General features: G+C 68.6%; 11 protein-coding genes. 2 read left to right on the plus strand and 9 right to left on the minus strand.

From position 1 onward, the window contains the following. Positions 1–109: 109 nt before the first annotated feature. Positions 110–3,130, plus strand: coding sequence for an excinuclease ABC subunit UvrA (gene uvrA, locus AC07OZ_RS08430; protein ID WP_495466713.1), 3,021 nt, complete (start codon positions 110–112; stop codon positions 3,128–3,130). A 166-nt stretch (positions 3,131–3,296) separates the two neighbouring features. On the opposite strand, the gene AC07OZ_RS08435 is transcribed toward uvrA, so the two are convergent. Then, positions 3,297–4,085: an MHFG family PEP-CTERM protein gene (locus AC07OZ_RS08435; RefSeq protein WP_495466714.1), complete on the minus strand. Its 789-nt coding sequence runs from the start codon at positions 4,083–4,085 to the stop codon at positions 3,297–3,299. 309 nt (positions 4,086–4,394) lie between these two features. Here AC07OZ_RS08435 and AC07OZ_RS08440 point away from each other — a divergent pair, with 309 nt between their 5' ends. Beyond that, positions 4,395–4,772 carry a response regulator gene (locus AC07OZ_RS08440; protein WP_495466715.1) on the plus strand — a complete coding sequence of 126 codons (378 nt, stop codon included), beginning with the start codon at positions 4,395–4,397 and terminating at the stop codon, positions 4,770–4,772. A 103-nt stretch (positions 4,773–4,875) separates the two neighbouring features. Here the strand turns inward: AC07OZ_RS08440 and AC07OZ_RS08445 are convergent, their stop codons facing one another. The 8 genes from AC07OZ_RS08445 to AC07OZ_RS08480 form a co-directional block, all read right to left on the minus strand. Further along, complete coding sequence (locus AC07OZ_RS08445; RefSeq protein ID WP_067280713.1) at positions 4,876–5,301, minus strand: SWIB/MDM2 domain-containing protein; 426 nt, start codon at positions 5,299–5,301, stop codon at positions 4,876–4,878. Positions 5,302–5,574: 273 nt separating this feature from the next. After that, a complete protein-coding gene (locus tag AC07OZ_RS08450) occupies positions 5,575–7,014 on the minus strand; it encodes a sulfite reductase subunit alpha (RefSeq protein WP_495466716.1) in 1,440 nt (479 codons plus the stop codon). Beyond that, complete coding sequence (locus AC07OZ_RS08455) at positions 7,014–8,102, minus strand: FAD:protein FMN transferase (protein WP_495466717.1); 1,089 nt, start codon at positions 8,100–8,102, stop codon at positions 7,014–7,016. Before AC07OZ_RS08455 ends, AC07OZ_RS08450 begins: the two co-directional genes overlap by 1 nt. Then, positions 8,099–8,947, minus strand: a complete 849-nt coding sequence (locus AC07OZ_RS08460; protein WP_495466718.1) for a DUF4198 domain-containing protein — start codon at positions 8,945–8,947, stop codon at positions 8,099–8,101. Before AC07OZ_RS08460 ends, AC07OZ_RS08455 begins: the two co-directional genes overlap by 4 nt. Before the next feature lie 44 nt (positions 8,948–8,991). Further along, on the minus strand, positions 8,992–9,537 hold the full coding sequence (locus AC07OZ_RS08465) for a DUF2271 domain-containing protein (RefSeq protein ID WP_088408638.1): 546 nt from the start codon (positions 9,535–9,537) through the stop codon (positions 8,992–8,994). A gap of 60 nt (positions 9,538–9,597) precedes the next feature. Then, complete coding sequence (locus tag AC07OZ_RS08470; RefSeq protein ID WP_495466719.1) at positions 9,598–10,248, minus strand: PepSY-associated TM helix domain-containing protein; 651 nt, start codon at positions 10,246–10,248, stop codon at positions 9,598–9,600. Beyond that, on the minus strand, positions 10,245–10,925 hold the full coding sequence (locus AC07OZ_RS08475; RefSeq protein WP_495466720.1) for a Fe2+-dependent dioxygenase: 681 nt from the start codon (positions 10,923–10,925) through the stop codon (positions 10,245–10,247). The genes AC07OZ_RS08470 and AC07OZ_RS08475 overlap by 4 nt, the downstream gene beginning before the upstream one ends. Positions 10,926–11,026: 101 nt before the next feature. Further along, positions 11,027–13,267 (minus strand): catecholate siderophore receptor Fiu, encoded by a 2,241-nt coding sequence (locus AC07OZ_RS08480; protein ID WP_495466721.1) that lies wholly within the window; start codon positions 13,265–13,267, stop codon positions 11,027–11,029. Positions 13,268–13,395 lie beyond the last annotated feature (128 nt).

Consider the following 13,395-nt stretch of genomic DNA (forward strand, 5'->3'; position numbering starts at 1 on the left):
AGGATTTAGGCATTCCTCCCGCTGCCACGCGGTGTCAGCAGGGCCCGGCGCGGAACCGGCCCTGGCCCTATCATGGCGAGTTCGACTCCAGCTGTGTCCCGGCCCCCCAATGTCCACGAAAGTCCCGCCCGTCGCCCCCGCCCCGTCCGAGCCCGGCGCCGCGCCCGGCACCGGGCAGAAAGCGGACGCAGAACTGCAGGCGGGCGCCGGCCGCTACCTCGGACAGGCGCTGCGACCGGTGGGCGAGATTCCGATGATCCGCGTCCGGGGCGCCCGCACCCACAACCTCAAGAACATCGACGTCGACCTGCCGCGCAACCAGCTGGTCGTCATCACCGGCCTGTCGGGCTCGGGCAAGTCCTCGCTGGCCTTCGACACGCTGTACGCCGAGGGCCAGCGCCGCTACGTCGAGAGCCTGTCGGCCTACGCGCGGCAGTTCCTGCAGTTGATGGACAAGCCCGATGTCGACGTCATCGAGGGCCTGTCGCCGGCGATCTCGATCGAACAGAAGGCCACCAGCCACAACCCGCGCTCCACGGTCGGCACCGTCACGGAGATCCACGACTACCTGCGCCTGCTCTACGCGCGCGCCGGCACGCCGTTCTGCCCGGATCACCACCTGCCGCTGGAGGCGTCGAGCGTCGGCCAGATGGTCGACGCGGTGCTGGCGATGCCCGACGAATCGCGCCTGATGGTGCTGGCGCCGGTCGTGCGCGATCGCAAGGGCGAATTCGTCGAGCTCTTCCAGGACCTGCAGGCGCAGGGCTACGTGCGCTTCCGCGTCGACGGGCAGACCGTTGAAGTCACGGAACTGCCCGCGCTGAAGAAGGCCGAGAAGCACGACATCGACGTCGTCGTCGACCGCATCAAGCTGCGCCACGACAGCGCCGACACGCTGCGCCAACGCCTGGCCGAGAGCTTCGAGGCCGCCCTGCGCCTGGCCGACGGCCGCGCGCTGGTGCTGAACATGGACAGCGGCACCGAGGCCATCTACTCCAGCAAGTTCGCGTGTCCGATCTGCAGCTACTCGCTGCCGGAGCTCGAGCCGCGGCTGTTCTCGTTCAACTCCCCGGTCGGTGCCTGCCCGTCCTGCGAGGGCCTCGGCCAGGTCACCGTCTTCGATCCGGAACGCGTCGTCGCCTTCCCCACGCTCAGTCTCGCGAGCGGCGCGGTGAAGGGATGGGACCGTCGCAACGCCTACACCTTCTCGATGCTGGAGACCGTCGCCAAGCACTACGGCTTCGACATCGAGCTGCCCTTCGAGGAACTCCCCGAACAGGCGCGCCAGGTCTTGCTGCAGGGCTCGGGCGGCGACGAGATCACCTTCACCTACGAGGCCGAAGGCGCGAACGGGAAGAAGCGCAGCGTCAAGCGCGCCCACCCGTTCGAAGGCATCCTGCCCAACCTCACGCGGCGTTATCGTGAGACCGACTCGGCCGCGGTGCGCGAGGAACTCGCGCGCTACCAGAGTGCCAAACCCTGCCCCGAGTGCGAGGGATCCCGGCTGCGGCGCGAGGCGCGCAACGTGCTGCTGCAGCCGGCCGAGGCCGCCGAGGGCGAGCGCGGCAAGCCGATCTACGAAGTCGAACATGCGACGCTGCGCGAGGCGCTGCATTACTTCGAGGGGCTGAAGCTCAAGGGCGCGAAAGCCGAGATCGCCGACAAGGTGATCCGCGAGATCGCGTCGCGCCTGCACTTCCTCAATGATGTCGGCCTCAACTACCTGAGCCTGGACCGCAGCGCCGACACCTTGTCCGGCGGCGAGGCCCAGCGCATCCGGCTGGCGTCGCAGATCGGCTCGGGCCTGACGGGCGTGATGTATGTGCTGGACGAGCCCAGCATCGGCCTGCACCAGCGCGACAACGACCGCCTGATCGCCACGCTGCGGCGGCTGCGCGACCTGGGCAACTCGGTGCTGGTGGTCGAGCACGACGAGGACGCGATCCGCGCGGCGGACCACGTGCTGGACCTCGGCCCGGGCGCGGGCGTCCACGGCGGCCGGATCATGGCGCAGGGCACGCCCGAGGAAGTCGCGGCGAACCATGAATCGTCCACCGGCCGCTACCTGAGCGGTCTCGAACGCATCGAGGTCCCGAAGAAGCGCCATGCGCTGTCCGACACACCCGATCCACGCACGCTGAAGATCGTCAACGCGCGCGGCAACAACCTCAAGGGCGTGACCGCGGAGTTCCCGGTCGGGCTGCTGACCTGCGTGACGGGTGTCTCCGGCTCAGGCAAGAGCACGCTGGTCAACGACACGCTGTACGCGGCCGTCTCGCGCAAGCTCTACCAGAGCCACGCCGAGCCGGCCGAGCACGACGAGATCGAGGGCATGGATGCCTTCGACAAGGTCATCAACGTCGACCAGTCGCCGATCGGCCGCACGCCGCGGTCGAACCCCGCGACCTACACCGGCCTGTTCACGCCGATCCGCGAGTTGTTCGCCGAGATGCCCACCGCGCGCGAGCGCGGCTACGGCGCCGGCCGCTTCAGTTTCAACGTGGCCGGCGGCCGCTGCGAGGCCTGCCAGGGCGACGGCGTGCTGAAGGTGGAGATGCACTTCCTGCCCGACGTCTACGTCCCCTGCGACACCTGCTTCGGCAAACGCTACAACCGCGAGACGCTGGAGGTGCTCTACAAGGGCAGGAACATCTCGGAGGTGCTCGGCCTGACGGTGGAGGATGCGCTGACCTTCTTCAGCGCGGTGCCGACGCTCGCGCGCAAGCTGCAGACGCTGATGGACGTCGGCCTGGGCTACGTGAAACTGGGACAGAGCGCGACGACGCTGTCGGGCGGCGAGGCGCAGCGGGTCAAGCTGGCGCTGGAGCTCTCCAAGCGCGACACCGGCCGCACGCTCTACATCCTGGACGAACCGACGACGGGTCTTCACTTCGCGGACATCGCGCTGCTGCTGAAGGTCGTGCATCAACTGCGCGACGCGGGCAACACCATCGTGATCATTGAACACAACCTCGACGTCATCAAGACGGCCGATTGGCTGATCGACATGGGCCCCGAGGGCGGCTCAGGCGGCGGACGACTACTCGTCGCGGGAACGCCCGAAGATGTCGCTGCCTGCGAAGCCAGCCACACGGGCCGATATCTGAAGCCGCTGCTCGCTCGCGGCTGATCCGCAGCACCGCACGCACCCATCGCACCGCTCGATCGTTCGGATCGAGACGACCTCAGCCCCTTTTCGGAACTCAAGGAGGGAATTCACTTGCCGGCAGGCAAGTGAAGGAGGGAGATGGAGAAAAGGGGCTGAGGTTGGCTCGATCACGCGCCGACCGACGCAGTCAAGCGACCGTCCTGCGCTTCACCGCAAACGCCAGCGCCCCAAGACCGAGCGCGAACAGCAGCCACGTCTGCGGCTCCGGCACCCCGGGCACCACCGGAAGGGTGCCACCGTTGCCGCCGCTGTTCTGCGGGATCTGCGGCAGCGTGATGACGCCCGGGCCGCCACCAGCGGACGGAGCGGCACCGCCGCCGAAACCGCCGCTGCTGCTGCCCGGCGTGGGCGCAACCAGGCTGGTATCGGACGTCGCCGTCGGTGGCAGGCCCGCCGTGCGCGCGAAGCTGCCCGGATCGCCCGCGCCGTCCGCGGCACCGGCCGCCGGCGGCTCGAACATCAGCGGTTCCTCTTCGTTCTTCGCCGTCTGCGCGCCACCCGCGGCGGGCTTCAGCTTGCCGCGCGAGATGCGGCTGACATTGCGGCAGACCGTCGGCACCAGGATGCATTGACCGTCCTCGCAATACACGAGTCCGCGTTCCAGCGTCTGCTCCGTCCACTTGCCGCGCGTCACGGTCTTGCACACCGATCCGGCGCCGAAGTGCATGTCGCGGATCTCGGCGCCGTAGTCGTAGCGGCCGACGATGCTGTCGCGGTGGATGTCGACGATCTCGTCGTACTGGCGACCCGCCATGCGGGCCTTCAGCTTGGCGCGCGTGGCCGCCGGGATGTCCTTGTACCGGTCCACGGCCGCGACGAGGTCCCCCATGAATGGGTTCACCCCGGGTCGGTCCCAGGAGCAGTTCGGCAGCGTCACCGTGGACGCGGCCAACGCGAATGCGGCCACCAACGACATGACAGATCTCTTTATTCGGCGGCCGCCTCCGTGAGAACACCTCGTCGGGGTCAGGCCTTGCCGGCAGTCTTTCCTGTATCCATCCGTGCGCTTGAATCACGGGATGTGACAGGAATTGGTCGGCAGTGTAGGGAGCGAAACCTCGTCGCTCCGGGCCGTCCCCCTCAGCCGGGGGTGTGGTCGCGCGTGGTTTTTGTCACACCCGCCTCACAGTTCGCACACCCAGGGGTAAAAGCACCGGCGGCATGGACAACGCTGCCGTCGCGGAGATTCGCTGTTATCGTGCCGAGTCCCCTGCCAGCCATCGCCATGTCGTCCCCCATCGCCGCCCGTCACGTCCTCTACGTCGAAGACGACCGCATCAACATCGTGCTGATGGAAGAGGTGTTCCGCCTGATGCCCGGCTGGACCCTGGACGTCGCCGAGACCGGCGCGCAGGCGATGGACGCGCTGTCGCGCGTCACCCCCTCGCTGGTGCTGATGGACATGAACCTGCCCGACATGAACGGGCTGGAGTTGATGGCGCTGGTGCGGGCGCAACCGCAGTTCGCTCAGTTGCGCTGCATCGCGCTCTCCGCCGACGTGATGGACGACCAGCGTCAGCGCGCACGCGCGGCGGGCTTCCAGGATTACTGGCTCAAGCCGATCGACGTGCGCCAGCTGCGCGCAGCCCTCGAGCGGCTTTGACCGGCGCTTCCCGGCGCTGAACGCCGCCGGCGAGCGGACGCAAAAAAGCCCGCGCGAGGCGGGCCTTGTCCGAAATGCGGCGAGGCCTCGCGGCCCCTTCCGCTCAGTCCTTCAGGTGGCTGTTGATCAGACGGGTCATCTCGAACATGTCGGCCTTGGCCTTGCCGAAGATTTCCTTCAGCTTGGCGTCGGCGTTGATGACGCGCTTCTGCGCCGGGTCCTGCAGGTTGTGCTTCTTGATGTATTCCCAGACCTTCTTCACCACGTCGGTCCGCGGCAGCGGCTTGTCGCCGACGATCGCGGCCAGCGAGGCGCTGGGGGTCAGGGCCTTCATGAAGGCGGCGTTGGGGGTGCGCTTCTTCGCGGGAGCGGCAGCCTTCTTCGCAGGGGCTGCCGCCTTCGTCGCGGGCGCGGCCTTCTTCGCCGGTGCCGCCTTCTTCGCGGGAGCAGCGGCCTTCTTCGCCGCCGGAGCCGCCTTCTTGGCCGGTGCCGCCTTCTTGGCGGGCGCAGCCTTCTTCGCAGTTGCCATTTCGATTCTCTCCATCAAGGGTTGTTGATGTGCCGGGCCCTGGTGAAGGTCTGACGCCTTCGGTACTCGATGGCACCCTGCGCGGGCAATGGTACTGCGCACCTCTGCCATTGAGAAGGCTTTACCGGGGGGGAAACGGCCTCGAAGTCAACGTCACGCCCCGTGTTTGTCGCAGGCGCGCATCAATCTCCGCGTGTCCTACGCGCGCCGCACGTCTCCGCCTACGGGGTTCCCCGTGGTCATCGCGTCGCGCGCGCATCGGCGGCGACGCGCTCAGTAGACATCGCGGCGGTAGCGGCCGTCGCGGATGAGGGCGTCGACACCGGTCTCGCCGAGCGTCTCGCGCAACACCGCGTCGACCGCGCCGGCCATCCCCTGCAGGCTGCCGCAGACATAGAGCGCCGCGCCGTCGGCGACCCATTCGCGCAGTCGTTGCGCGTGTCGCGCGAGCAGGTGCTGCACATGGACGCGCTCGGGCTGGTCGCGCGAGAAGGCCCAGTCCGCCTGCGCGATCAGGCCGTCGCGCTGCCAGGCCTCGATCTCATCGCGGTAGTGCGCGTCGTGCGCCGACTGGCGCTCGCCGAAGAGAAGCCACGCGGGCGCGATCGTCGTGCCCACGCGGGCCGTCGCCCGCGCCTTCAGATGCGCGCGCAGTCCCGCGAGTCCGGTGCCGTTGCCGATGAGGATGAGTTTGCGATCGGCGTTGGCACCGATGCGGAAGCTCGCATGCGCGCGCAGGCGCATGGACACGGTGCCGTCGAGCGGCAGCTGTCCGGTCAGCCAGCCGGACGAGCGTCCCGGCGTGCCGTCCTCGCGCGTGGTGCGGCGGACCATCAGCTCGACGCGGCCATCGGAAGGCAGCGAGGCGATCGTGTACTCGCGCGGTCGCTGCACGTCGTTGTCGGTGACACCGACATCGCGGACGCCATCACCGCGCTCGGCCGCGACGCTCACCTGCACCAGGTCGCCCGCTTCCCACGCCGGCAGCGGCGAACCGTCTGCCGGCGTCAGTTCCAGATGGAACACCGGACCACCCTGGCTGCCCGGATTCAGATGTCGGCGCGCATGCAGACGCCACGGCGTGAAGACGGGCGTCTCCCATTCCGCGAGATCGGCCGTGCCCGCGAAGTGACTGAGCCGCTGGCGCCATGAGGCGAGCGAGTGCTCGTCGGCGCGGTCGGCCTCGATGCGGTCGAACATCGGCCGCGCGCCTCGCTCACGCAGCCAGGCATCGAGCGCGCGACCGAAGCCGCAGAAATGCGTGTAGGTCGAATCGCCCAGCGCCAGCACGCCGACTTCCAGCGACGACAGATCCAGACCGCCGCCGCCGTCCGCGGCCATCAGGTCGCGCGCGAACGGCGCCGCGCTGTCCGGCGCGTCACCCTCGCCGTAGGTGCTGGCGATGAACAGCGCATGCCGTGCGCCGCGTAGGGCCTCGCGATCGATCTCGCCGAGCGCGACCACGCGAACCGGCATGCCGGCGAGATGCAGCGCCTTGGCGGTCTGCCAGGCGATCTCTTCAGCCTGGCCGGTCTGGCTCGCGTGCAACACCAGCACGGGCGGCCCCGCGTCGGCGGCGGGCAGCAGCGCGGCGGCAGCGTCGGCCGCTTGCCGCAGCCGACGGCGATGCCGCCACCAGACCGCGGCGCACATCAGCAGATAGAGCGCGATCAGCAGCAGCGCCGCCGCGGGTCGGGACAGGATCGCAGCCATCAGAGCATCAGTGCGCGCATCGCGGTGGAGAAGCGCTCCTCGAAGCCGCCGCCGCCCTCCGCCGGCGAGCGACGGCGCACCAGCAGCGCAGCGAGGCCGAGACGCTCCGCCAGCGCGAGACCTTCGTCCGGTCCGAGCACCATCAGCGCCGTCGACCATCCATCGGCCCACATCGCGCTGTCGTGCACGACGGTGACCGACGCGAGTCCGTGCTCGATCGGCCGCCGCGTGCGCGGATCGATGGTGTGGGAGCGCCGCGGCCCGTCGGCTTCGTCGAAGAATTTCCGGTAATCGCCGGAGGTCGCCACCGACAGGCCGTGCAGCGCGATGCGTACCGGCGCGAGGCCGCAATCGGCGGACGGCGGCTCCAGATCGACCCACCACGGTTGGCCTTCGGGCTTGAGCCCGGCACCGCGAAGTTCTCCGCCGATCTCGACGAGGTGATCCGGCAGACCGAGCGCTGTCAGGATCGCGGACACCCGGTCGACCGCGAAGCCCTTGGCGATCGCCGACAGATCGAGCGTCACCTCGCCGGGCTGGGTCAGCACGCGCCGTGAGGCGTCCCACGGCAGCGAGTCCCAACCGCAATGGACGCGGTCGCAGTCCTCGAGCGACGGCGCGCGGAAGCCGGGCGCATCGTGGCGTGGCCCGAGCGCCGCCTCACCCGAAGGCCCGAACCCCCAGAGCGCGACGAGCGCGCCGGCGGTCGGGTCATAGGCACCGCCGCTCTCGGCCGCGATGCGAAGGGCCGCATCGACGACCGTGGCGAAGCCATCGGGCAGCGGGCACGACGTGCCCGTCGCGGCGCGATTGAAACGGCTCAGGTCCGAGTCCGCCTCCCAGTGGCTCATCTGCGCGATGACCTCGTCACAGACCCGGCTGACGGCCGCCTCGATCGCGCCGAGGCGAAGTCCGGCCGGCCCGATGAAACGCGCGGACCAGGTCGTCCCCATCGTCTCGCCGGCCAACGCATGCACGGCCTGGCCGAGCGCCGGCGGCTCGCCGACGATGCGCAGCGGGACGAGGACACGCGGCTCGAGCGCGATGCCCGAGTCCCGCGTCGCCATCGTCCCGCCAGTCACGCTCACTTCGGCAGCACCTCGAAGGTGGCGCTCACGCTGGCGCGCTGCACCGGCGCTTCGCGCGTGCCGGTGGGCGCGTTCGGGCCGCGCGCCGGTCCGGTGCTCGCGCCGATGAAGTAGCGACCCGGCTCGGTCCACTGGACGGTGAACTCCCCCTTGGCGTCGGACTTCAGTTCGACCTCGCCGAACTTGTAGCGGTAGCGGTTGCCTTCGCGGATCAGCTTGAGCTGCACGTCGGCCGCCGGCTTGCCGTCCAGCACCAGACGGAACTTCGTCTTGTCGCCATGGCTCAGGTCGGTGACCGGGCCCAGGGGCAGCAGCTCAAGACCGTCGCCCTCGGGCTTGAAGTCGACCTTGCCGGCCTCTTCCTTGCTGACGAAGGTCTGCTGGCGATTGCTCATCACCGTCAGCGCGGTAACCTCGGCATCGGCCGGCACGTCCTTCGCGAAGGACTCCTTGGTGCCGCGGAAGCGCTTGGTCTCGCCGCCCTGCTTGTACGAGCCCATCAGCGACTGGCTGACGTTGCTGACGCGCCAGGTGCCGTCCTGCGTCAGCTTCACGTCGAAGCTCTCGCGATGGCGGGCGGCGCTGCGGTTCTCGGCCTCGACGGTCTTGCCGTCGGGCGCGGTGATGCGCACCGTCTCCAGCTTGAGCGCGCGCTCGAAGTTGAAGAGGTCCTCCGAGACGGCCGCGTCGAACGACGCCACCGGCTCCTTGCCGTCGAAGGCCGCCTTGTTGGGCAGCAGCCAGGTCATGTGCGCGTTGGCGGTCAGCGGAAGCAGCGCGCCAATGGCCAGCGCGACGGGAGCCAGGCGCGTGGCGATGCGGGAAGCGATCGAAGTCTTCATCATGGTCAGTTCCTCCGTGTCTTGTCGTGGAGCCTGTCGCGACGCGATCAGGGCTTGACCGTCAGTTCCAGCGCGCCGAGCTCGTGCTCGCCCTGCGCCTTCTCCGTCGCGGCGGCCTTGACCGGCCAGGTCAGCGGCAGGCGCTGCACTTCACGGCCGCCGGCTTCGCGGCTCGATTCGACGACGACTTCGTACTTGCCGGGAGGCAGCGCGGCGAGCGCGGCGCTGGTGTCCAGCGAGATCGCGTGCTCACCCGGCGCGCGCGTGGCGGCGGTGACGCCGTCCGCGGGCACGGTCAGATTGCGGCCGCCCTGGCGCCACCACTGGCGCATGTCCTTGAGCCATTTGGTACCGGCGTTGTTCTGCTTCTTGGTGTCGTACCAGACTGCCAGCTGCGCGACGGCCGGACCGGACTCGCCGGCCTTCTCGACCCACACGGCGATGTAGGGGCGGTGATATTCGGCGACGTTCAGGCGCGGCACTTCCAGCTTGAGCTGGACGGTGGCGGCCCAGGCGGACGAGCCGACGGCCAGGGTGCCCAGCGTGCCGAGGGCACCGAGCTGGAGGAGGGTACGACTTGCGGAGCGATTCATGGTCGAGTCTCGGTTGAAGGTCGGGAGGATCCTGGCGGCGGCTCGGAGCGGAAAAAACAATCAATGGATCAGCAGCAGCGCCAGCAGCGCCGGGATCACCAGACCCAGGCCGACGAGCGGCCAGGTGCTGGGGCGGCTGACCGCATGGAACTTGAGGATCAGCAGGCCCGTGATCGAGAACAGCAGGCAGGCGACCGCGAAGATGTCGATGAACCAGCTCCAGGCCACGCCGGCATGGCGGCCCTTGTGCAGGTCGTTGAGGTAGGAGATCCAGCCGCGGTCGGTGTCCTCGAATTCGACCTCGCCGCTGTCGCGCGCGATGCGGACCCAGGCGTCGCCGCCGGGCCGCGGCAGCGCGAGGTAGATCTCGTCGCGGTTCCATTCGGCCTCGCGACCGTCGATCGCGCGGCCCAGTTCCTTGGCCAGCCATGCGCGCACTGGAGCGGGCACGAGCGCCTTGCTGTCGGGCTCGTTCGCGGACTTCGGCTTCAGCGGCGTGGCCAGTTCGGCCGGCAACTGCGCGGTCCTGCTGACGATGACCGGCTTGGACTCGATGTCGGCCGCGTGGTTCAGCGTGATGCCGGTGACGGCGAACAGGATCATGCCGATCAGGCAGATCGCCGAGCTGATCCAGTGCCACTGATGCAGCTGCTTCAGCCAACCGGACCGCTTGGCGGGGCTGGTCGCATTCGCGCTCTTGGGTCCGCTCATGTCTCGGCCCAGAGCCGCAGCAGGTTGTGATAGTGACCGGTGAGCGCCGTGGTCTCGGCGTCGTCGCCCAGCCGGCCGCGCAGCTTCTGGATGGTCTGGTCGAGGTCGAAGAGCATCGCGCGCTGCCAGTCCTGGCGGATCAGGCTCTGCGTCCAGAAGAACGAGCAGATCCGTGCGCCACGCGTCACGGGCGTCACGCGATGCAGGCTGGTGCTCGCGTAGACGATCAGGTCGCCCGCGGGCAGCTTCACCTCGTGCGTGCCGTAAGTGTCGACGACCTCGAGCTCGCCGCCGTCGTACTCGTCGGGCTCGCTCAGGAAGAGCGTGGAGGACACGTCGCTGCGCAGCGGCTGGTCGGTGCCCTGCTGACGCATGATCGCGCCGTCGACGTGGAAGCCGTAGTGCTCGCCGCCCTCGTAGCGGTTGAACAGCGGCGCCAGCGTGCGCAGCGGCAGCGCGGCCGAGATGAACAGCGGATGCCGCGCCAGCACGTCGCGGATGTGCGCGCCGATCTGGCGCGCGGCCGGATGCTCGACCGACAGTTGCCGGTTCTGCTTGACCTTCGCGCCCTGCTCGCCCACGGTCGCGCGGCCGTCGGTCCAGTCGGCGGCGTCCAGGAGCTTGCGCATCTCGCGCACGTCCTGCTTGCTGAGCACTTCGGGGATGTGAAGAAGCATGTCCGGTTCGAATCAATTCAAGAGGCAGGACGGACGACGGCCCGACCCTGCCAGGACAGGGACGGGCCGGCCGTACGCTACCTCAAACGGTCAGGCGTTGATCAGAAGCCGATGTTGGCCATCAGCGTCACCGCGCGCGGAGCGCCCAGCACCAGTCGGCTGCCGCCGTTGTTCAACGAGGACATGTATTCCTTGTCGAACAGGTTGGTGATGTTCAGCTGCAGGCTGAGGTTCTTGTTGACGCGGTAGGCGCCCATCGCATCCACGACGGTGTACGAGGGCAGCGTCGACAGGCCGTTCGACGGCGCGGCGGCCACCGTGATGACGCGCTTCTGTTCGGCCGTGTGGCGCACGCCGCCGCCGATGGTGAAGTCGTTCCACTGATACGAGTTCCACAGCGTCGCGGACCACTTCGGCGTCCAGCGCACGCCATCGCTCACGGCCGTGGCGGTGCGTTGGTTCAGTTGCTTGGCGTCCATGGTCTGCACGCCTGCGGTGATCTGCCAGAAGTTGGTGATCTGGCCGACCGCGGCCAGCTCGATCCCCTGCACGCGGGTCTTGCCGCCCTGGGTGGCGACGTTGGTCACCGAGTCCACGCTGACCTGTCCGTCGTTCTCGCTGCGATACAGCGCGGCGGTCAGGTTCAGGCGCTTGTTCAGCACGTCCCACTTCGTGCCGACTTCGTAGTTCTTGGTCTCCTGCGCATCAGCAGCCGTCGAGTTCTGGCCGGTGGCGGCCAGCGTCGAGTTGGCGCCGCCCGGAGGGGTCAGCGAGTTGGCTGCCGCTGCGTAGACCGTACCGTTCTCGGCCAGCTTGTACAGCGCGGCGACGTTCCAGCTGGTGACCCACTTGCCGGTGTCCAGGGCGCCGGTGGCGACGCTGGCGTACTTCACCTTGTAGTGCTCGGTACGCAGGCCGGCGGTCAGCTTCAGCGCATCGGTGACCGAGATCGTGTCCAGCGCGTAGATCGCGGTGGTGGTCGTGCTGCCCGAGGTGTCGCCCGCGACGTTGCGGGTAGAGCCGCCGAGGTCGACATTCGGGTTCGGGTTGTACAGGTTGGCCGCCGGCGCGGCGGCGGCGGTGAAGGCACGGTTGTCCTGGCTTTCGTACGTCAGCTCGATGCCGGTCGACAGGTCGTGCTTGATGCCACCGGTCGACAGCGTCGCGTTGATGCTGGTCTGGTTGGCCAGGATCTCGTTGGTCTGGTTGACGCGCTGACGCGAGCGGGCCAGCGTCCAGGTGCTGCGGTCGTCCGGGTTCACCGCGACGATCCCGTTGACGCCGGTGACCATGCGGTCCATGTACGTGCGGCCGTAGCGCGAGATGTTGCGCACCGTCATCTGGTTGCCGATGTCCATCTCCAGCTTGGCGGTGACCATGTCCGCCTTCACGTCCTCGTAGTCGTGGACGCTGCCGTAGAAATTCTTGCTGTCGATCTTCGGCGCCGCCATCAGCGCGGCCGCCTGGGCCTGAGTGACCGTCGCCGAGGCCACCGCCGTGTAGCCGGGCCAGCCGATCGTCGGGATGCCGCCGTCCGGGCGGTTGTTCTGGCGCAGATGCTGCGAGTACAGGAAGAAGCGCGTCGGCGTGTTCAGGCCGAAAGCGATCGACGGCGCGATGCCGTAGTTCTTGCGCTTGACCTCGTCACGACCCGGGACGCCGTAGTCCTGCCACACCGCGTTCAGGCGCACGGCGCTGTTGTCGAAGATCTTCTGGTTGACGTCGACCGAAGCGCGCTTGCGGCTCGCGTCGCCGATCGTCACCGAGCCGTCGATCGAGTTGTCGATCTGCGGCAGCTTGGTGATCAGGTTGATGTAGCCGGCGCTGGCGGCGCGGCCGGTGTCGGCGCCCGCCGGACCCTTCACGACTTCGATCTGCTCGATGTTGAACACGTCGCGGGTCACCGCGCCCAGGTCGCGGATGCCATCGACGAAGGTCGAGGTGCTGGCCGAGAAGCCGCGCATCTGGAAGGTGTCGCCGGCGGAGGTGTTGCCGTTCTCGCCCAGCTGCATCGTGATGCCCGGGGTGTTCTGCAGCGCCTCGATCAGGGAGACCGCGCCTTGCTCGCGCAGCACTTCCTTCTTGATGACCGAGATCGTCTTGGGCGTTTCCAGCAGCGGCTGGGTCAGCTTGGAGGATGCGCTCTTGTCGGCCTTGTAGTCGGACTGCGCAGTGCCATCGACCTTCACCTGCGGCAGGTAAGGCGCAGCGGCGGCGGAAGCGGTCGAGGCGTCCGCGGGCGCCGGGGCTTCGGCGGCATGGGCCAGCGGGAGGGTCAGGGAGGCTGCCAGTGCGGCCAGCGGGGCCACCGCGTGCTTGCGGCTCTTGATGTAGCGGGACATGGATTCGAGCTCCGAGGGAAGTTCTTATGGGAAATCTGGCTCGGCTGGCTGCGCGTGCTGGCGGCGTCGTCCCGACGCTTCACGGCGCACGGTGGCGGGCCCCTCCCTGATCGCGTCTGGCTGGCGGT

The sequence above is a fragment of the Roseateles sp. GW821-FHT09G03 genome (genome assembly GCF_059416045.1).